17 protein-coding genes are annotated in these 20,195 nt (G+C 34.4%); 15 read left to right on the forward strand and 2 right to left on the reverse strand.

The features are described from left to right. Positions 1-10 precede the first annotated feature (10 nt). Both CaldiYA01_RS02705 and CaldiYA01_RS02710 read right to left on the reverse strand, forming a co-directional pair. Positions 11-1,051 (reverse strand): ATP-binding protein, encoded by a 1,041-nt coding sequence (locus CaldiYA01_RS02705; protein ID WP_207181089.1) that lies wholly within the window; start codon positions 1,049-1,051, stop codon positions 11-13. Further along, on the reverse strand, positions 1,038-2,057 hold the full coding sequence (locus CaldiYA01_RS02710; RefSeq protein ID WP_207181095.1) for a DnaD domain protein: 1,020 nt from the start codon (positions 2,055-2,057) through the stop codon (positions 1,038-1,040). The genes CaldiYA01_RS02705 and CaldiYA01_RS02710 overlap by 14 nt, the downstream gene beginning before the upstream one ends. Before the next feature lie 101 nt (positions 2,058-2,158). Between CaldiYA01_RS02710 and thyX the strand changes: the two genes are divergently transcribed. The 15 genes from thyX to CaldiYA01_RS02785 all read left to right on the forward strand — a co-directional run bounded on the left by thyX (position 2,159) and on the right by CaldiYA01_RS02785 (position 20,178). Next, complete coding sequence (gene thyX / locus CaldiYA01_RS02715) at positions 2,159-2,950, forward strand: FAD-dependent thymidylate synthase (RefSeq protein WP_207181098.1); 792 nt, start codon at positions 2,159-2,161, stop codon at positions 2,948-2,950. Beyond that, complete coding sequence (rlmB, locus tag CaldiYA01_RS02720) at positions 2,937-3,698, forward strand: 23S rRNA (guanosine(2251)-2'-O)-methyltransferase RlmB (RefSeq protein ID WP_207181100.1); 762 nt, start codon at positions 2,937-2,939, stop codon at positions 3,696-3,698. The genes thyX and rlmB overlap by 14 nt, the downstream gene beginning before the upstream one ends. Further along, the gene (locus tag CaldiYA01_RS02725; RefSeq protein WP_207181102.1) at positions 3,682-4,188 is read left to right on the forward strand and encodes an NYN domain-containing protein; all 507 of its coding nucleotides are present in this window, start codon (positions 3,682-3,684) and stop codon (positions 4,186-4,188) included. The genes rlmB and CaldiYA01_RS02725 overlap by 17 nt, the downstream gene beginning before the upstream one ends. A gap of 95 nt (positions 4,189-4,283) precedes the next feature. Continuing rightward, positions 4,284-4,919, forward strand: a complete 636-nt coding sequence (locus CaldiYA01_RS02730) for an RNA polymerase factor sigma-70 (RefSeq protein ID WP_207181104.1) — start codon at positions 4,284-4,286, stop codon at positions 4,917-4,919. 117 nt (positions 4,920-5,036) lie between these two features. Continuing rightward, positions 5,037-6,440: a phosphoglucomutase/phosphomannomutase family protein gene (locus CaldiYA01_RS02735; protein WP_207181106.1), complete on the forward strand. Its 1,404-nt coding sequence runs from the start codon at positions 5,037-5,039 to the stop codon at positions 6,438-6,440. A gap of 86 nt (positions 6,441-6,526) precedes the next feature. Continuing rightward, positions 6,527-7,621 carry a D-alanine--D-alanine ligase family protein gene (locus CaldiYA01_RS02740; RefSeq protein ID WP_207181108.1) on the forward strand — a complete coding sequence of 365 codons (1,095 nt, stop codon included), beginning with the start codon at positions 6,527-6,529 and terminating at the stop codon, positions 7,619-7,621. 7 nt (positions 7,622-7,628) lie between these two features. Further along, positions 7,629-8,432 carry a glutamate racemase gene (murI, locus tag CaldiYA01_RS02745; protein ID WP_207181110.1) on the forward strand — a complete coding sequence of 268 codons (804 nt, stop codon included), beginning with the start codon at positions 7,629-7,631 and terminating at the stop codon, positions 8,430-8,432. Between the two features lie 28 nt (positions 8,433-8,460). Beyond that, on the forward strand, positions 8,461-8,898 hold the full coding sequence (locus tag CaldiYA01_RS02750; protein ID WP_207181112.1) for a DUF1934 domain-containing protein: 438 nt from the start codon (positions 8,461-8,463) through the stop codon (positions 8,896-8,898). Then, positions 8,895-10,580, forward strand: coding sequence for an arginine--tRNA ligase (gene argS / locus CaldiYA01_RS02755; RefSeq protein ID WP_207181114.1), 1,686 nt, complete (start codon positions 8,895-8,897; stop codon positions 10,578-10,580). Before CaldiYA01_RS02750 ends, argS begins: the two co-directional genes overlap by 4 nt. A 162-nt stretch (positions 10,581-10,742) precedes the next feature. Next, the gene (locus tag CaldiYA01_RS02760) at positions 10,743-12,158 is read left to right on the forward strand and encodes a phenylacetate--CoA ligase family protein (protein WP_207181116.1); all 1,416 of its coding nucleotides are present in this window, start codon (positions 10,743-10,745) and stop codon (positions 12,156-12,158) included. 65 nt (positions 12,159-12,223) lie between these two features. Then, positions 12,224-13,813, forward strand: coding sequence for an FMN-binding glutamate synthase family protein (locus CaldiYA01_RS02765; RefSeq protein ID WP_207181118.1), 1,590 nt, complete (start codon positions 12,224-12,226; stop codon positions 13,811-13,813). 269 nt (positions 13,814-14,082) lie between these two features. Next, a complete protein-coding gene (locus tag CaldiYA01_RS02770; protein WP_207181120.1) occupies positions 14,083-16,410 on the forward strand; it encodes an AraC family transcriptional regulator in 2,328 nt (775 codons plus the stop codon). A 211-nt stretch (positions 16,411-16,621) separates the two neighbouring features. Continuing rightward, positions 16,622-18,217, forward strand: coding sequence for a type 2 periplasmic-binding domain-containing protein (locus CaldiYA01_RS02775; RefSeq protein WP_207181126.1), 1,596 nt, complete (start codon positions 16,622-16,624; stop codon positions 18,215-18,217). Positions 18,218-18,321: 104 nt separating this feature from the next. Beyond that, positions 18,322-19,269: an ABC transporter permease gene (locus tag CaldiYA01_RS02780; RefSeq protein WP_207181128.1), complete on the forward strand. Its 948-nt coding sequence runs from the start codon at positions 18,322-18,324 to the stop codon at positions 19,267-19,269. A 15-nt stretch (positions 19,270-19,284) separates the two neighbouring features. Further along, the gene (locus tag CaldiYA01_RS02785) at positions 19,285-20,178 is read left to right on the forward strand and encodes a carbohydrate ABC transporter permease (protein ID WP_207181130.1); all 894 of its coding nucleotides are present in this window, start codon (positions 19,285-19,287) and stop codon (positions 20,176-20,178) included. The last annotated feature ends 17 nt before the right edge of the window (positions 20,179-20,195 follow it).

A 20,195-nucleotide genomic window follows, 5' to 3' on the forward strand; every position in this document is an offset into this window, starting at 1 on the left:
CTTTATCTTTTTATGACATCTCTGAAGTTCTCTTTTCAAGCTGAAGTTTTGCTTTTATTACCCTCACGTCTTCTCCAAACAGATGAAGAAACAAAAAATACTCCTGAAGCCTACCCATTATAAACTGAGAATAAACTGTAACAAGCCCGTCAAGGCTGTAGTTTGTTGTTATAACCGTTTTTTTGCCAGATAAAAATCTTTTGTCCAGCAAACTTTGAAAAACCCCATGGCAGAACTCAGCATTTTTTCCCTCATTCCCAAGATCATCAATTATCAAAAGGTCTACCTCTTCAAGGCTTTTGTATTCTTCATCACTTACATCTTCATAGAGTCGAAGCATTTTGGAATATTTATCTTTTAATACCTCAAAGAAAGAAATACTGTCTAAAAATATTACAGTTTTACCTTTATCAATTACCTCTTTTGCAATACAATGAGCAAGAAACGTCTTACCAAGACCCGTTGGTCCATAAAACAACAAATTTTTTTGATTTGGTTTATCGAAATTTTCTAAAAACTCTTTAACCTTTTCAATTATCTTGACCATATTCTTATACGGTGACAATCCTTCTTTCACATCAACTTCTTTTGAGTAATAGTTTAAATTTAACTTGCTAAAGTTATGGTCTTTTAAGATTTCCTTGAGCTTACTTTGTTCATACAGAAGTTCAATAAAGAGCTGTGTTCTACATTTGCAAACATCAACTCTGTCATCTAAAACGACAAAGCCTGTGTCCTGGCATGTCTTGCACACATAGTCTGGTTCTAAATAGTCGCTCGGATATCCCATCTCAATTAAAAGTTTTGTCCTTTTTGAAATAAGTGTATCAAAAATTTTAGAATATTTAGCTATTTGTTCTTTATTTTGCATAAGCGACGCTTTTGACAGCCTCAAGCCAGCTAATTTTATTTTGTCACATATATCGGCAAACTCTTTTGATTTTGCATAAAGCTCGTTGATTTTTCTTTCTTTTGAAAGCTCTGCATTGTAGCGTCTTTGCTTGTATATTCTATCTATCGTCTCTAATATTTCTTTCTTATTCGTCATCATCTGCATTACCTCTCAAGGCTTTTTTGTAAAGTTCTTCTAGCGCAGTGTATGTAGATGGGTCTCTTTCTTCACGGAGGCTCTTTTTATTTGAGGCCTGCTTTTTGTTCTTTTCTTTCTTTTGAGCATTTTCAAGTTCAAACTTTTTGATTGATTCTAAATCTTTCAGACCTGCCTCATACCACCTTTTTATTATACCATTTACATAGCTTACTGTGGGATTGTTCACATTTTTCACAAGACTCAAAGCATACATAATAACATCCTCTGGCACTTTCCAGTCGTTTATCCATACATTCATAATTTCGTCTTCCACCTTAGTGGGAGCTCTGTTGTATATTCCAAGATACTGAAGAACATGCCTTTTTATTCTACTTGTATCTTCCTGCGACCTTATATACTCCTCAGCCTTTTCAATGCTGTCAATGTTAAGCTCTTTCCATTTAATTGCCATTTGTTCAAGAAATTTTAGATTTTTATTGTTCTTATTTATTGTAACATAGTTTATCAAAAGGTATATGACCTCAATAGGCAGTTTTAGCCAGTCATAAATCTCAAGCAAAACATCAATATCACTTTTGTTAAATGTCCTGCAGTACTGTTTTTGGGCAAATTCAAGAAGGTTTCTAAACTTTTCATCTGTTTCAAAAAATCTTGATAAATCCTCTGTTGTGTAAACTGGTGGTGCTATAGAACTTTCAATCTTTTCAGATACAAACACCTCATCCAAAAATTCAATTGAAAAATTGCCATCAACGTCTTTTGAAAGCCTAATTAAATTTCTTTGTGTCCAAAATTCAAGTGCTTTTACAACATCACTTTCAAGAAGATTTAGTTCTTTTGCAATCCTATCTATTTCAACTGCTTCAATTTTGTTTTGGAAAAGATATTTAAGGTATATATATACCTTAACAAACTCCCCGTCAGAAAAAGGCATATGATTTTTAATAAAATCATAGCCTATTAAAACAAAGTTTTGCTGTTTAGGCATAATAAATAGCTTTCCCATATATAAAGTTGCCCCCTTTTTGTGATACAATAATTTTATCACAAAACTTCATTTATTTTTATACCAGTAAAATGCAATTATTATATATGGAGGAATTGACTATGAAGTTCAAAGTTGTTCTGTTATCTCACACACCAGAGCCTGAAAAGGTTGTTGCAACTGCAGCAAAACTTTGTTATTCTAATGCAACCATTGAGAATATCTTCGAAAGATTAGATGATGAGACAATTAAAAACTTTCTGAATTTTTTGGTAGAGGTGGGGCATCAGTCACCCTTAGAACATGTAAGCTTTACATTTGGGATAGAAGGAGTTTCAAGAAGCTTTACACACCAGCTTGTCCGTCACAGGATTGCTTCGTATTCACAGCAATCTCAGCGGTATGTCAAGATGGATGGATTTGATTATGTCATCCCACCAAGCATAGAAGAAGATGAAGAGCTTAAAAATATTTTTATAGACACCATGAACCAGATTTCACAAGCTTATGCTATTTTGTCTGAAAAGCTTCAAAAAAAACACATTGAAAGATTTAAAATACAAGGAATTTCAGAGAAAGAGGCTTTAAAGAAGGCAGAAAAAATGGCAATTGAGGATGCAAGATATGTTCTTCCAAATGCCTGTGAAACAAAGATTATCATGACAATGAACGCAAGAGAGCTTTTACATTTTTTTAGCGAAAGGTGCTGCAGTAGAGCTCAGTGGGAGATGAGGGCTGTTGCTGACAAGATTTTAGAGCTTGTCAAAAACGTTGCGCCAAACATATTCAAATTTGCAGGACCTAAATGCATAAGACTTGGCTATTGCCCTGAAGGGAAGTTCTCTTGTGGAGAGTTTGAAAAAGTGAGAGAAAAATATCTTGGGAAAAAGAGGGAGGAAAATGAGAACTATTGAAGGCAAAAATCCTGTGAAAGAAGCACTCAAAAGCGGAGCTAAGATAACAGAGGTGTATATCTCAAATTCAGCAAAAGATAAAGAGACTGCCCAGATAATAGACCTTTGCAGACAAAGTGGGGTTGTGGTGAAATTTGTTGATAAAAGCAAAATAGATAAAATGGCGCAGACAAAAAATCCACAAGGCGTCATTGCCATTGCACACGAGTTTGAATATTGCGATACAGATGACATCTTATTTGAAGCAAAGAAGAGCGGTGAGGAGCCTTTTTTAGTTTTGCTTGATGGAATAACCGACCCACAGAACTTTGGGTCTATCATAAGGTCTGCACATTTGTGTGGGGCGCATGGAATTGTGATTGAAGCAAGGAATTCATGCCCTGTAACGCCAGCCGTTGAAAAGGCTTCTGCAGGTGCTGTTGAGTATATGAAGATTGCACGGGTTGTTAACTTAAGAAGGACTATTGAGGAACTGAAAGAGAAGGGCATATGGGTGTTTGCTGCAGATGCAAGTAGTCCGAAACCTGTTTATGAGTGTGATTTTACTATTCCAACATGTATTGTGATAGGTTCTGAAGGGAAAGGTATCTCCAGGCTTGTGAAAGAAGGAGCTGACTTTTTGATAAAAATCCCACAAAAAGGATATGTCAATTCGTTTAATGCATCTGTTGCGGCCGGTATCATATTTTTTGAGGTTTTGAAACAAAGACTTAAAGAAGGAGAAATCAAAGGTGCACTTGATGGTTGATGGATACAATTTTATAAATACATGGGAGAACTTAAGAAAAATTGCTGAAGAGGATTTGGACAGTGCACGTAAAAAGTTAATTGACATTTTAGCAGATTTTTCTGGCTACAAAGGGTATAAAATTACTATTGTGTTTGATTCACACTTAGTTAAAGGAGCTATGCGGCAAAAAGAAACCATCAGCAATGTAGAAGTAATATTTACAAAAGAGGGCGAGACAGCAGACAATTACATAGAACAATATGTTTACAAGAATAGCAAAAACGAGAAAATTGGGGTTGTAACCTCAGACTATTTAGAACAGCTAATAATCCTTGGAGATGGTGCTTTGAGAATACCTCCAAGAGAACTTATATATGAGATTGAACATTACAGAAAAGAAATTAAAAAGAAAGAAGAAGAAAAAGTGCATAAAAATGGCAGATTGGAAGATACTTTAGAAGAGGATATTATTCGCAAGCTGGAGAAGTTCAAAAAAAACCTGGAATGAGCTTGAAAGAAGCTTTAGCAATAATATATAATTATTGTGATAGGTTTTTCTTTGAATTCTTAACAAGGCTTAAAAACTTAAGGAGGCATATTGCCTTGACATTGCAAAAATGGCTTTTAAATTTTAAAGAATGTCCAGATGAGGAATTGGTTAAATATTCAAGAGAAGGAGTGAAAGAGGCTCTTGAGGAGCTTCTTTCAAGGTATCAAAACTTTGTAAAGGCAAAGTGCAGGATGTATTTTTTGATCGGAGCTGATAAGGAGGATATTTATCAAGAAGGAATGATAGGTTTGTTTAAAGCTGTGCGTGATTTTGATGAGACAAAATATCCTTCGTTTAGATTGTTTGCAGAGATGTGCATTACGCGGCAGATGATAACTGCAATCAAAACTGCCAGCAGGCAAAAACATATTCCTCTTAACACCTACATATCACTTAACAAGCCTGTGTACGAAGAAAATGATGAAAGAACGCTAATTGATACGTTAGCAGACACATTCATTTCTGACCCCGAAGAGGTTATGATTACAAAGGAGGAGCTTGAAAACGCTATAAATGTTATTACTGGATGTCTTTCACCTTTTGAGTTCAAGGTTTTAAGCCTTTACCTTGAAGGAAGGAGTTATCAAGAGATTGCTGATATGATTCACAAGGATGTAAAATCAATTGACAATGCTCTTCAAAGGGTTAAAAAGAAGATTGAAAAGTACTTGGCTCCAGCTGATAAATGAACAAAGAAGGATGACCGGCAGTCTATTTATTGCCCGGTCATCTTTTTGTTTATTGTAAAAATTTCAATCTATATTATAATATATTTGTCCAATCTTTTTTTAAGGAGGGTAAAAAGGGTGAGAAAGATTTCATTTGGGACAGATGGCTGGAGAGGAATTATAGCAGACGATTTTACTTTTGAGAATGTAAAAGTTGTTGCTCAGGCAATATCTGAATATGTTTTAGAAACCTACGAAAACCCGACAATAATAATTGGATATGACTATAGATTTCACTCAGAAAATTTTGCAAAAGTGTGTGCTGAGGTTCTAAGTAGCAATGCGATACACGTTTTTCTTTCAAAACAGCCGATTCCAACACCAGCTTTAGCACATGCTGTTGTTAAAAAAGGTGTAAGCGGAGCAATAATGATAACAGCAAGTCACAACCCATATTACTACAACGGAATAAAGTTTATTCCACACTATGGTGGACCTGCCAACACACAGATTACAGATAAGATAGTAAAAAACGTGGAAAGAATCCAGAAAGAAGGACTTGGCAGTTTAAATCCTGAAGAAAAACTTATTGAATACTTTGATTACAAAGAAGAATATATAAATGATGTTTTGAACTTGATAGACAAAAAGGTATTTGAGGGGAAAACTTTAAAAGTTCTTGTAAATCCTATGTATGGCTGTGGAATAGGGTATGTTGATGAAGCGCTCAAGAGGCTTGGATGTGAAGTAAGGGTAATTAATAATTGGCGCGACCCGCTTTTTGGTGGACATTTGCCAGAGCCTAATCTGGAGAATATGAAAGACCTTTTAGAGGTTATAAAGAGCGAAAAGTTTGACTTAGGCCTTGCAACAGATGGGGATGCAGACAGGTTTGGTGTTGTGAATCCAGATGGAGAGTATATTTCGGCAAATGAAGTAATCTTTATGCTTGCAGACTATTTGATAAAAACGCGTGGGAAAGCATCATCAATTGCAAGGACAGTTGCAACAACTTCTATGCTCGACAAAATTGCACAGAAGCACAATATGCGTTGCATTGAAACACCTGTTGGGTTTAAATATATTGCAGAGTGTTTGATGAAAGAAGATAGCCTAATCGGTGGAGAGGAATCTGGAGGGCTTTCCATAAAAGGGCATGTGCCTGAAAAGGATGGAATTTTGGCTGACCTTTTGGTTGCAGAGGCAGTTGCAAAGCTTCAAAAATCTCCAAAAGAAATTTTAAGGAGCATTGAGTCTGAGTATGGAAAGCTTTATAATAAAAGAATTGATATAAGAACAACTTCTCAGAAGAAAGAAGAGGCTTTGGGAAGAATTAAAAATTTCGGCAAAAGTGAAGTTGCAGGGCTCAAATGTATTGAATACAGAACAAGAGATGGATTGAAGGTTATACTTGAAGATATGTCGTGGTTTTTAGTAAGACCATCTGGCACAGAAGACCTTATAAGAATTTATGGTGAAAGCCCAGATGAGCAGAAATTAGAGGAAATTTTGCTTGATGTGAGAGGCTATCTTGGATTGTAGAAAATGCAACTTGAAATGTAATAAAGTTGTCTGCTTGATGAATATATAAATTTACAAAAAGCATATTTTTGGAGGTAATTCTGATAATGACCAAGTTAAAAGTTGCTGTTTTATTTGGAGGAGTTTCAACAGAACACGAAATATCCATAGTTTCGGCAAAATCAATTATGCAAAATATGGATAAAGAAAAATACGAAGTAATTCCAATAGGTATAACAAAAGAAGGAAAATGGCTCTTGTACACAGGCAAAATTGAAGATTTAGATAGCAAGTGGACTCAGTTTTCTATAGAATGTTTTGTTTCTCCTGATAGAACCAAAAAAGCACTTGTAAAAATAAAGGATAGTGAAGCTACTTTTATAGATATAGATGTAGTATTCCCAGTTTTGCATGGAATGAATGGTGAGGATGGTACAGTTCAGGGGCTTTTAGAGTTATCCGACATACCATATGTGGGTTGCGGAGTTCTTTCGTCGGCTATATGTATGGACAAAGCATTTGCTAAAAAGCTTGCGCTTTTAGAAGGAATACCACAGGGGCATTTTTTGGTTGTATACAAAAACGAATATTCAGCTAAAAAAGATTATTTCATAAAAAGAATAGAGAGTGAGTTTTCGTATCCTGTTTTTGTAAAGCCTGCAAACTCAGGCTCGTCTGTGGGTATATCAAAAGCGAAAGATAGAGAGGACCTTGTTTTGGCAATACATGAGGCTTTTTTGTATGATACAAAGATTTTGATTGAACAGGCTATAAACGCTCGGGAGATAGAATGTGCAGTTTTGGGAAATGATGAAGTATTTGTGTCTGAGCCGGGAGAAATAATTCCGTCAAGAGAGTTTTATTCGTATGAGGCAAAATATATTGATAATTCATCAGAGCTTATCATCCCGGCAAGACTTCCAAAGGAAGTTATTGAAGAAATAAAAGATTTGGCAGGAAGGATTTACAAGATTTTTGAGTGCTGTGGAATGGCAAGAGTGGACTTTTTTGTTGATAAAGATACGAACAAAGTGTATTTCAACGAGGTAAACACAATACCTGGTTTTACAAGTATTTCGATGTATCCAAAACTTATGGAGTTCAGTGGCATTCCGTATTCTCAGCTCATTGATAAACTAATTTCTCTTGCCATTGAGAAAAATAGACAGAAAAAAAGCATAAAATACAGCAAAGAGGGCTGAAATAGCTATGGATTTGCGACCAATCGGTATATTTGATTCTGGTTTGGGTGGGCTTACTGTCTTTAAAGAGATTGTAAGTCTTATGCCAAATGAAAGTATTGTGTATTTTGGAGATACGGCAAGAATTCCATACGGTTCTAAGTCTAAAGAAACAGTTACAAAGTTTGCAATGCAAAACACAAGGTTTTTGCTATCAAAAAATGTTAAGATAGTGGTTGTGGCATGTAACACTGCCTCTGCGTATGCATATGAAGCTTTGAAAGCAAAATTTGACATTCCTATTGTTGCAGTAATTGAACCTGGGGCTGAAGCAGCAGTAAGAGCTACTAAAAATAAAAAAATTGGAATTATAGGGACGGAAGGAACAATATCAAGTGGTGCTTTCGAAAAAAAAATACTAGAACTTGATAGTAATATAAAAGTTTTTTCAAAGCCGTGTCCTCTTTTTGTCCCGCTTGTAGAAGAGGGATGGACAGATAAAGAGGTAACTTATCTTGTTGCGAAAGAGTATTTAGAAGAGTTCAGTGAAAAGGAAATAGATACTCTCGTTCTGGGATGCACACACTATCCTTTTTTACAAGATGTCATAAAGAAGATATTGCCGGACGTTGTGCTAATAAATCCTGCACTTGAAACAGCTAAACAGGTGTTTGAGGTTTTAAAGCAAAAAGATATGTTAAACACTACAAACGATGAACCAACATATTATTTTTATGCAAGCGACAATCTCAAAAAATTTGAGTCTGTAGCTTCGATATTTTTAAATGAAAAGATAAAATGTGAAGAGAAAATAGACATAGAGAGGTACTAAAAATAGCCATTTTTTGGGGTGTGGAAGTATGAAAAAAGATGTTTTGATTTACGTAAAAGGCACGCAGGAATACCCCATAAACAGTTTTGAAAATAGCATAGAATTTTTTACAGAAGGTAAGTTCTATAAAAAGGGAGAAAGTTATTTTGTGACATATAAGGAAAGTGAACTGACCGGTCTTGCAGGTACGACAACAACTTTTAAGATTCAGCCCGACCTTATAACCTTAATCCGCTGGGGTGATGTTACATCAACCTTTATATTTGAGCCTGGCAAAAGACACATCTCCACATATATAACCGACCAGGGAGTTATCATGATTGGAGTTTATACAAAGAAGATGAAAGTTGACTTGGATGATAGTGGTGGAGAAGTTTTAGTAGAGTATGCTATAGATTTAGATTCGCATATGATGTCTGAAAATGACTTTTTACTTAAAATCAAAGAGGCAGGTGTAAAAAATTGAATTTAGTAAAACTTGCAAAACAGCAGATTCAAGATGTAGTTCAAAATGCCCTAAAAAGCTGTATTGATAAAGGGATATTTGAACTTGACAGCATCCCAGATATAATGATTGAAAAGCCGAAAGAGAAGTCTCATGGTGATTTTGCAACAAACATAGCAATGGAGCTTACAAGAAAACTTAAGAAAAATCCAAGAGAGATTGCAAATAGGATTTTTAACGCAATTGATTTATCAAATACTTTCATTGAAAAGGTTGAAGTAGCAGGTCCAGGATTTATAAATTTCTTTTTCAAAAAAGACTGGCTTTACAAGGTTGTGGATGTGATTTTGTCTGAAAGCGACGACTATGGAAAAGTAAATATTGGAAATGGCAAAAAAGTGATGGTTGAGTTTGTCTCAGCGAATCCAACTGGTCCCATGCACATGGGGAATGCCCGCGGAGGTGCGCTGGGGGATTGCCTTGCAAACCTTTTAAAATGGGCAGGATACAATGTCACAAAGGAGTTTTATGTCAATGATGCTGGGAACCAGATAGAAAAGTTTGGACAGAGCCTTGAGATTAGATACAGACAACTGAAGGGTGAAAATATAGTTCTTCCAGAAGATTGTTATCATGGTGAGGATATAATCGAAAGGGTAAAAGAATATTTGGATGAGTATGGGGATGATTTAGCGAATTTATCTTCAGATGAGAGAAGAAAAAAGCTTGTTGAATTTGCCCTAAAGAGAAATATTTTGCTTATGAAAGAGCACTTGAGAAAATATGGTATTGAGTATGATGTATGGTTTCATGAAAGTAGCCTTTATGAAAGTGGAGAAGTTTTTGAGACAATTGAGGATTTAAAATCAAGAGGATACACATACGAAAAGGATGGGGCACTGTGGTTTGCAGCTTCAAAGATAGATGAAACCTTGAAAGATGAGGTTTTGATAAGAGCAAATGGGATTCCAACCTATTTTGCAGCTGATATTGCTTATCACAGAAACAAGTTTGAAAAAAGAGGCTTTGACATTGTGATAGACATTTGGGGTGCTGATCATCATGGGCATGTTGCAAGAATGAAAGCTGCAATGAAGGCGCTCGGAATTGACCCCGAAAAGCTCATAGTAATTCTTATGCAACTTGTGAGACTTGTAAGAGGTAAAGAAGTTGTTAGAATGTCTAAAAGAACAGGTAAAGCGATAACCCTTATAGACCTGATTGATGAAATTGGTAAAGACGCTGCAAGGTTTATGTTCAATACAAAATCAGCAGATACCCACATTGAGATAGATTTAGACCTTGTGACCCAGCAGACACTTGACAACCCTGTGTTTTATGTCCAGTACGCTCATGCAAGAACATGCGGAATCATTAGAGCTCTTTCAGAAGAAGGGATTGTATTAGATAAAAGTAAAATAAAAGTAGAACTTTTGCAGCAAGAGGAAGAGCTTGAACTTTTGAAAAAGCTTTTAGAGCTTCCTGAAGAAATTGAGATAGCAGCAAGGAACTTAGACGTTAGCAGAGTAACAAAGTATCTTTTAGACTTAGCATCTATGTTCCATGCTTTTTATAACGCGTGCAGAGTTAAGAATGAAAATGAAGAACTGATGTTTACAAGGCTTTCTCTTGTTGAGTGTGTAAGAATTGTCATAAATAACATGCTAAGACTGCTTGGAGTTGACGCTCCAGAGAAAATGTAATTGCTTTCGATGTCTCTTACCCATTTTTTACAAAAGGGTAAGAGACTTTTTTATTTATTTTTCACGAAAATCTCATTAAAATTATTTAATCTATTGTTTGTTTTTTGAGATGTGTGATATAATTTAAATAGTAAATAAAAAGTTCGATTAGGAGTATTTAATATGGATTTTATTGGTTATCTGATAAGAAATATATTCTTTCCTTTAATGGAAACGTTTAAAGGAAATACAATAAGAAAGAAACTAGATATTTTATTACAAAAAAGTAGAGCTTCTCAAAAAAAGATTGAAGATGTTCAGAGAGAAGATCTAAAAAAGCTACTGTTGCATTGTATTGAACATGTCCCAGCATATAAAAAGTACAACTATCTCAAAAAAGAAATAGAAGCTTATCCAGAAAGGGCTTTGAAAGAATTTCCCATCTTGGGGAAAAAAGAGTTTTCAGAAAACAGAGATTTTTACTTGTCAGAAAAAGCAGATCTCTCAAAGTGTATCTTAAATAGAACAGGCGGGTCTACAGGCGAGCCTGTAAAGTTTTATATGGATAGAGAAACTGTCGAGTGGTATGAAGCAGCAAGGTATTTGGGACTTTCTTGGTGGGGGATAAACATTGGTGATAGGTGTCTGATGCTTTGGGCTTCCAGAAATGATATTGGAAATGTTAAGGATTTGAAAGGTAAAATTAAAGAGCGAATTTTGAAAAATAGGCTTATAATTTCTTCATGGGAGATAAACGAGAAAAACATAAATAAAATTGCAAAAAGAATCAAGAGATTCAAACCTTTGTACATATACGCATATCCTTCTGCTGCATATAAACTTGCATATCTTTTAAAAGAAAATGGTATAGACTTGAAGTTGAAACTCAAAGGAGTTGTCACCACAGCTGAAAATTTATATGAATACCAAAAAGATTTAATTCAAGAAGTATTTAAATGCCCTGTAATAAACGAATATGGTGCAAGAGATGGCGGAATAATTGCATATCAGTGTCCAAAAGGTAAGATGCATTTGATGACCTTGACAGGATTTTATGAGTTTGTAGATATTGAAGGATTAGAGAATGAAAAGAGAAAATCAATATTGGTAACAGATCTTCACAATTATGTAATGCCAAGGCTAAGATATAGACTTGGTGATGTGGTGACCATTGATGATGAAGGTTGTAACTGCGGAGTAGGATTTCCAACTATTAAAGAAATTGATGGTAGGATTGATGAGATATTTGTTACAAAGAATGGAGAGGTTTATGACAGTCACTTTTTCAATATATTAGCAAGAGAGATGGAAGGAGTGCTACAGTATCAGCTTGTTCAGCATGATTTGGAAAATATGACACTGAAGATTGTAAAAGGCAAAGGATTTAGTGAGAGTGAGGTTGAGAGGTTCATAAAAAATATTAAAAGCAGGTTTGGAGATGTTTCAATAAAGGTAGATTATGTGAATGAAATTGAATGTAGTCTTTCCGGAAAGGTTAGATATATAGTGAGAGAATACAAAATTCCAGCAATGAGAGCTTTGCTCTCATTTTTAAAGATAGCAGTTTCTGTATTTACGATATTCACTTTTGATTTGTAATTTAGAGTGCCTTATTGTGTTTTTTAATTAAAAAAAATTTTGTAGAAAGGGAGGACGGTTGTAAGATGAATCTAAGAAGGCCAAATGCAAATGAAGCAACAGGAACGTTTAACCGCTCGAAAGATGTTGTGCCAATGTCAGGAATTTGTACAAGATGTGTGGATGGGTGTCAAGGGAATTGTGAAATCTTTTTGGCCTCTTTTAGAGGAAGAGAGGTTTTGTATCCAGGACCGTTTGGTGAGGTAACTGCAGGTGCTGACAAAAATTACCCTGTTGATTATTCACACCTAAACATTCAGGGTTATGCTGTTGGAGCAAAAGGATTTCCTGAAGGTGTTGAGCCAAATCCAGATACAGCTATATTCCCAAATGTTGACACATCAACCGAGTATGGTTGGGAAAAGAAGGTTAAAATGAAGGTTCCTATATTCACTGGTGCCCTTGGTTCAACAGAAATTGCACGCAAAAACTGGGAACATTTTGCTGTTGGTGCTGCTATTTCAGGAATTACACTTGTTTGTGGTGAGAATGTGTGTGGGGTTGACCCAGAACTTGAGCTCACATCAGATGGCAAGGTCAAAAAGTCTCCTGAGATGGACAGGAGAATAAATACATATAAGAGATTCCATGAGGGCTGGGGCGAGATTTTGGTCCAGATGAATGTCGAGGATACTCGCCTTGGGGTGGCAGAGTATGTCATTGAAAAACACGGGCTTGACACAATTGAGCTCAAATGGGGGCAGGGTGCAAAGTGTATAGGTGGCGAGATAAAGGTAAAGAGCTTAGAAAGGGCTTTAGAACTCAAAAAGAGAGGATATATTGTTTTGCCAGACCCAACCCAAAAAGATGTTCAGGAAGCGTTCAAGAGAGGTGCTATCAGAGAGTTTGAAAGGCATTCCAGACTTGGATTTGTTGAAAAGGAAAGCTTTTTGCAAGAGGTTGAACGGCTCAGAAGTCTTGGATTTAAGAGAATAACACTCAAAACTGGAGCATATTCAGCTGTTGAGCTTGCAATGGCACTGAGGTTTGGTGCGGAGGCAAAACTTGATTTAATAACAATTGATGGTGCACCAGGTGGCACAGGCATGAGCCCATGGCCAATGATGAACGAATGGGGAATTCCAACATTTTATTTAGAAGCTCTGGCATATCAGTTTGCTGAAAAGCTTACAAAGAAAGGCTTTAGAGTTCCTGACCTTGCAATCGCAGGTGGTTTTTCAACTGAAGATGGAGTGTTCAAGGCAATTGCAATGGGTGCACCGTATGTAAAAGCTGTTTGTATGGGAAGAGCCTTGATGATACCAGGTATGGTGGGTAAGAATATTGAAAAGTGGCTAAAAGAAGGCAATCTTCCAAAGACAGTATCCAAATATGGTACAACACCCGAAGAGATATTCATAACATATGAAGAGCTTCGTGAAAAGTATGGTGATGAGATAAAGAACATTCCTCTTGGTGCGATTGGTATTTACACGTTTGTTCAAAAGTTCAAAACAGGTTTGCAACAGCTCATGGCAGGGTCAAGAAACTTCAGAATCTCTACAATTTCAAGAAAAGACCTCATTGCTCTGACCGAAGATGCGGCTAAAATATCAGGCATTCCATATGTAATGGATGCATACAGAGAAGAAGCAGAAAGAATACTTGAAGAATAAGGCTATTTACCTATTGTTTTGAAGACACAGTATAAAAAGGCTGCGGGGGTATAAATAACCCTGCAGCCTTTTATTACATTTAATACCATCAGACACAACAATAAAAAGTATTTGTTTAATTTATAGGTGAAAGAGAAATAAAATAGTCATGTTTAACAAAACAAATGGTGAATTTAAAAATATATTTATTAAGATTGACTTAAATTGTATCTTGAATTAATATATAAACTATGAGATAGCAATACAAAGACAGGGGGATAACTGTATTTATGCTATTAAAAAAATTTAAGGAGTCATTTGTTTTTAAAAGATTTCTAATATCCTATATATCAATACTTCTTATTCCTTTGTTGTTATCATTGATTGTGTTTAACACCTCAGTTACTGTTGTTCAAAAGAATTCTGTTAATTCAACATTATTTTTGTTAAATCAATTAAAAAATCTTATTGACAGTAGAATAGAAAAGATAGATGAAATAGCAATAAAGATGGCATATGATTCTAAACTTCAATGGATTTCTTCTTTAAAGAAACCGACAGAAGGCTCTCCCGATATGTACTGGTTTTGGGAATATTACAATAATTTTTGCAAAATTGTTTCTAACTTGAAAGACGAATTAGATATATCATTATTAGTTGCACTGAAACACAACGACACTATTTATTACAATTCTGTTCTTTATTTTGGGATGAATGATTTTTATAACAATAGTTTTAAATATGAGAAAATGTCATTTAAAGAATGGTATACTTACCTTTTTAGCAGGTTTCATTACAAAGATTTTTTACCAAAATCGAGGGTTATAGTAGACGGAGTAAAAAAAGAAGTTATAACGTATGTTTATTCGTTTCCATTTTGGAAAAAACGCAGTCCTGACGGGGTCATTGCAATATTTATTGACGAGAGAAAAATCCAAAATTTTCTGAGAGAAATTGTAGAGAATTTAAAAGGTAATGCATATATAGTTTCAAAAGATGGGAAGATTATCTCAACCTTTTCAACAAATTCAACAATATTGAATAATATTGGGTTTCTAAATTTTGAGAAATCAGCAGGTTATACAGTTGTACAAATAAATGGAAATAAAGTAATAAGGACATTTGTAAAGTCACAATTAAACAATTGGGTTTATGTTGCTGAATTTCCTATTGAATTTGTTATGCAAGAAGTTTACTTTTTAAGAAAGATTACAATTATAGTATTACTTTTGGCATTATTTTTAGGTTTTATATTTTCGATAATATTTGCATATAAAAATGAGAAACCTATATCAGAAATTTTAGGTATTTTAAAAAGAGCAAGACCAGTTTTGAATAAAGAAGAGAAGGAATTTGAATTTATTAAAAAGGAAATTTCAAATTTACTGCAAAGTGAAATAGAACTTTCTAAAAGACTTGAGAACCAGCAGTTTGTATTAAAAGAAGTTTTCCTTGAAAGGCTTTTGTATGGTCACTATGATGACAAAAGCAAAATTGAGAAGTTGATGAAGTATCTAAATTTCAATATAGATTCAAAAAAGTTTGCAGTGGCAATTATAAGGATATTAAAAGAGTATCAAAAAGCTACCAAAAGTATACTCAATGAACTTGACATTTACAGGATTTCTATTGAAGAGATTTTGAAGAGAAACTTTGAGGGTCCTATTTACATACATACTATAAACGAAAATGAAGTTGCAATATTGATTGGTTTTAATATGGAAAATGATGAAGAGGTAAAAAAACGAACAAAAGTATTATTTGAAACCATTCAAAAGGAGATAGCTGAAAAGTATTCTATAGCTCCACTGATAGTGTTAGGACGTATATGTAGCAGTTTATTTGATGTTCAATATGCATTTTTAGATGCTAAAGAATTATTAGAAAATATTTCGCTTAAGTATGATGAGATAGAAAGCAACATAATCTGGGCTGATGAGTGGCAAAAATCGGATGTAATATACTATCCATTAGAAATAGAAGAAAAAATTATTTCACTTACTCTTGCAGGGCGTGTTAGTGATTTAAAGTCTATACTTGATATACTTTTTGAAAAAAATTTTATAGAAAAAAATCTCAGTAAAAATCTAAAGATTATCTTTCTAAATGAGCTTTTAGCTACATTCATTAAAATACTCAGCAGGTGTGATAATTCAATGGTTTCGACTTTAGAAATAAAACAGTTATTTGTTTCAAAAGAAAAACAAGACTTAGAAATGGTTTTTGAAGAGATTGCTAAGAGATTCCTTGAAATTTCTAAAATAATGGACCTGAATAAAAAAAGTCACAATGAAAAGTTGTTAGAAAAGATATTAGATTTTATACATTCAAATTTGTATAACTCTCAGATGAGTATATCTTTTGTAGCTTCACAATTTGATCTTTCGAACTCTTATTTTTCTTTCTTTTTCAAAGAACAGACAGGTATGAAGTTTAGCGATTACATTGAAAAACTGCGAATTGAAAAGGCATGTAAACTTTTAAGAGAGGGTAAGTATAACATTGATGAAATTGCAAAAATGGTAGGATACACCAATGCCCATACTTTCAGAAGAGCTTTCAAAAAAGTAATAGGGATTTTGCCAAGTGAGTTTTGTGAAAGATTGAGAGAAGTTTAAACTAAAAAGAGTTTATTGAAAAGCTCCCCCTGTTTATAAGTAAGCAGGGGGATTGTTTTTTCTATAAAAGTGTACCTTAATTTTAAAAAGTGAATGTGTATTATCCTAAAAAATTGTTATACTTTCTAAATAGGTGAAAGTTGATAAAACATTGCACTTGCTATAACTTAAATATCAGTGAAAATAAATAAAAATGAGGAGGCTAAATTCGATGTTCGACAAAAAGAAATTAAAAGTATGGAGAATTTTTAGTATTTTTATAATATTTGCAATTGTTATTGGTTTGTTAGTGATAAACCCTATAGTAGGTTTGGCAGCTACAAAACCTACTATTACCTATTTTGTCCAGATGGATGCAAAGGTTGCAGTGTCATATGATAACTTTGGCAAGATTGCGGCATATCAACTTCTTATGAAAAAACTAAATGTAAATATTCAATTTATCCATCCTCCGATGGGAGGTACCGCTGCCCAAGACCAATTAAATTTAATGATTGCATCCAAAAAGCTCCCTGATATCATTTACTGGAATTGGGTAGACAGTTACCCAGGTGGACCTGTAAAAGCTTTACAAGACAAGGTAATTATAAGGCTTAACGAATATGTGGACAAATATGCTCCAAATTTTAAATCATATTTGTCAAAACATCCTGATGTGAAAAAGATGATAGTAACAGACAATGGTGATTTGTATTGTTTTCCTTATTTGAGAGAAGACCCTGAAATTCAGGGTACCTTCTATGGCCCTATTGTGAGAAAGGATTGGCTAGGCAAATTAAAAATCAGTCCACCCGAAACTGTCGATGAATGGTATAAGATGTTAAAAGCTTTTAAAGTTAACGATCTCAATGGAAATGGTAAAAATGATGAAAGACCATTTTCCATTAGCTTAGGCGGTGCAACAAGTCCAAGACGAGCTTTTGACTATTGCAGTTTTTTAGTAGGTGCATGGGGTATTAAAACTGATTTCTTTGTTGAGAACAATAAAATTCAATATGGTCCTTTAAAACCTCAATATACAGATTTCATAAAGACACTTCAAAAGTGGTGGAAGGAAGGTTTGATTGACCCAGATATATTGACTATGAACAGAGATATAATCAGAGCAAATATTCAGAACGATTTAATAGGTTCTTTTTTGGGATTAATAGGTGGAGACTTAGCTTTCTTTGTAAACTTAAAGAAAGATTTAATGGGAGTTAAGTATCCTGTTCTTAAAAAAGGACAAAAACCAGAGTTTAGCCATCGTGAGCCTCAGTTTGCAAAAAGTGGAGCTGCCATTACCACATCTTGTAAAAATATTCCACTTGCAATAAAGGTTCTGGATTGGGGATGGAGTAAGGAAGGATTCATGGCACTCAATTTTGGTGTGTTGGGTAAAAGCTATGTTATAAAAGATGGGCGTCCGGTTTACACTGATGAGGTTATGAACAACCCGCAGCTTGATAGACCTTCTGCACTTGCTAGATATGCATGTGCCTCGTTTGGTGGTCCATTTATTCAGGCAAAAGAAAATGCTCTTCAGATAGGTTTAGGGCTTCCACAGCAGAAAGAGGCAAGCGAGAACTGGAGATATGCAACTAACAAAAAACTTTTGCCTATTCTTTCGTTCACGTCAGATGAAGCAAAAAAACTGGCAGATATTATGAACGTGGTTAACACATATTATGATGAGATGTTTGTAAGACTTATGACAGGCAAACTCAACGATGTTGAACAGCTGAGAAAAGGATTGAAAAGAATGAGGATAGACGAGGCAATAAAGATATATCAACAAGCATATAACCGTTACATCAACAGAAAGTAACGGCATTGGGGCTACTTTCAAAACTTTAAAGAAGGCAGTCCCTTCTAAAAAAATTGTTATTTATAAATATGTTTTTATATTTCAAAAATTGAGAGGTGAACATAGTGGAAGTTACATTCAATAAGAAAGAAACTTTTCGAACTTACTTTAAAAATTTCTGGAAATCAATGAAGAAAACTAAATATCTTCATCTTTTGGCTTTACCAGGGGTACTTTATTATATAATATTTCATTATATTCCTATGTATGGAGTAATAATTGCATTCAAAGATTACAATTTTAGAAAAGGTATTTTAGGTAGTGAATGGGTAGGGTTTAAACATTTTATAAGATTTTTCGAAAATCCGTTCTTTTGGAGGTTAATTAGAAATACAATTCTCATTAACGTTTATCAAATAATATTTGTATTTCCTCTGCCAATTATATTTGCTCTTTTTCTAAACGAACTTCGCGACGGTTTTTATAAGAGATTTGTCCAAACAGTTAGCTATTTACCTCACTTTATTTCTCTTCCTGCAATAATTGGTATGATGGTAATGTTTTTATCACCAACAGATGGTGTTATAAATATGATACTTCAGAAGATGGGACTACCAACAATATATTTTATGGCTGACCCAAAATGGTTTAGACCACTTTATATCATAAGCGATATATGGCAACATTTGGGCTGGGGGGCGATAATTTATATAGCAGCGCTTAGTAATGTAAATCCAGAACTTTATGAGGGTGCTGTAATAGATGGAGCAACAAGAGTGCAAATGATGAGATATATTTCAATACCATCAATAATGCCTACAATTGTTATAATGCTTCTTTTAAGAATTGGTCACATTATGTCGTTGGGTGCAGAGAAGGTTTTACTTATGCAAAGTCCTCTTAATTACGAAACCTCAGACGTTATAAGTACATATGTTTACAGAAGGGGACTTGTATATGGTGAGTATAGTTATACGACTGCAATAGGACTTTTTAACTCATTGATAAATCTCACAATTCTCATTATTGCAAATAAGATTACAAAAAAAGTTACAGAAACAGGACTCTTTTAGTGGAGGCGAAATTTTATGGTGAAAGATAATTCGCTATCAACCAAAATTCTGACGTTAATTGTTCATACTACTATGATATTTGTTTTAATCGTAACTTTATATCCTGTATTAAATGTATTTGCTTCATCTTTAAGCAGTGCAGATGCAAACAACAGGGGAATAGTTACCATTTTTCCAATTGGTTTTACGTTAGATTCATACAAGATGATATTTACAGCAGGAGCAGTACCGCGAGCATTTAAAAACTCAGTTGTTTACACTGTTATAGGAACATTTATAAATCTTATTTTGACAACTTCATTCGCATATCCGCTATCAAGAAAAAATTTGCCACTAAAGTCCTTTTATACTTGGCTTGTTATCATAACTATGTATTTTTCAGGTGGCTTAATTCCCCTTTTTATATTAGTAAAAAATTTAGGACTATATGATACAATGTGGGCATTGATATTACCTGGAGCAATTCATACAACAAACCTTATCATAATGCGAACATTTTTCCAAAATATTCCTCACGAATTAGAAGAATCTGCTTATCTTGATGGAGCAAATGAATTTGTTATATTTACAAGGATAGTTTTACCACTTTCAAAAGCAGCACTTGCAACTGTAGGGCTTTATTATGCTGTTGGGCATTGGAATTCATGGTTTAATGCCATGATATTTTTGAGTGACCAGAGAAAATTTCCTCTGCAGCTTGTTTTGAGAGATATTATAATGCTTGCTCAGATACTTCAGCAAGCGGCTGAAGCAGGTGATTTGAGTGCAAGGCAAGAGTTGGGATTAATAAATGCAAAGGGGGTGAAATATGCAACACTCTTTGTTTCGATGGTTCCAATGTTAGCTGTTTATCCATTTGTCCAAAAGTATTTTGTCAAAGGAGTTATGATAGGGTCATTAAAAGATTAAAAACCTGCAAAAAGGGG

The organism is Caldicellulosiruptor diazotrophicus (assembly GCF_017347585.1).
In the GTDB taxonomy this organism is placed as follows: domain Bacteria; phylum Bacillota; class Thermoanaerobacteria; order Caldicellulosiruptorales; family Caldicellulosiruptoraceae; genus Caldicellulosiruptor; species Caldicellulosiruptor diazotrophicus.

Coding starts and splice junctions, on each gene's coding strand:
- CaldiYA01_RS02705 (WP_207181089.1), bottom strand. CDS start 1,051: ATGATGACGAATAAGAAAGAAATATTAGAGACGATAGATAGAATATAC.
- CaldiYA01_RS02710 (WP_207181095.1), bottom strand. CDS start 2,057: ATGGGAAAGCTATTTATTATGCCTAAACAGCAAAACTTTGTTTTAATA.
- thyX (WP_207181098.1), top strand. CDS start 2,159: ATGAAGTTCAAAGTTGTTCTGTTATCTCACACACCAGAGCCTGAAAAG.
- rlmB (WP_207181100.1), top strand. CDS start 2,937: ATGAGAACTATTGAAGGCAAAAATCCTGTGAAAGAAGCACTCAAAAGC.
- CaldiYA01_RS02740 (WP_207181108.1), top strand. CDS start 6,527: ATGACCAAGTTAAAAGTTGCTGTTTTATTTGGAGGAGTTTCAACAGAA.
- murI (WP_207181110.1), top strand. CDS start 7,629: ATGGATTTGCGACCAATCGGTATATTTGATTCTGGTTTGGGTGGGCTT.
- CaldiYA01_RS02750 (WP_207181112.1), top strand. CDS start 8,461: ATGAAAAAAGATGTTTTGATTTACGTAAAAGGCACGCAGGAATACCCC.
- CaldiYA01_RS02760 (WP_207181116.1), top strand. CDS start 10,743: ATGGATTTTATTGGTTATCTGATAAGAAATATATTCTTTCCTTTAATG.
- CaldiYA01_RS02765 (WP_207181118.1), top strand. CDS start 12,224: ATGAATCTAAGAAGGCCAAATGCAAATGAAGCAACAGGAACGTTTAAC.
- CaldiYA01_RS02770 (WP_207181120.1), top strand. CDS start 14,083: ATGCTATTAAAAAAATTTAAGGAGTCATTTGTTTTTAAAAGATTTCTA.
- CaldiYA01_RS02775 (WP_207181126.1), top strand. CDS start 16,622: ATGTTCGACAAAAAGAAATTAAAAGTATGGAGAATTTTTAGTATTTTT.
- CaldiYA01_RS02785 (WP_207181130.1), top strand. CDS start 19,285: ATGGTGAAAGATAATTCGCTATCAACCAAAATTCTGACGTTAATTGTT.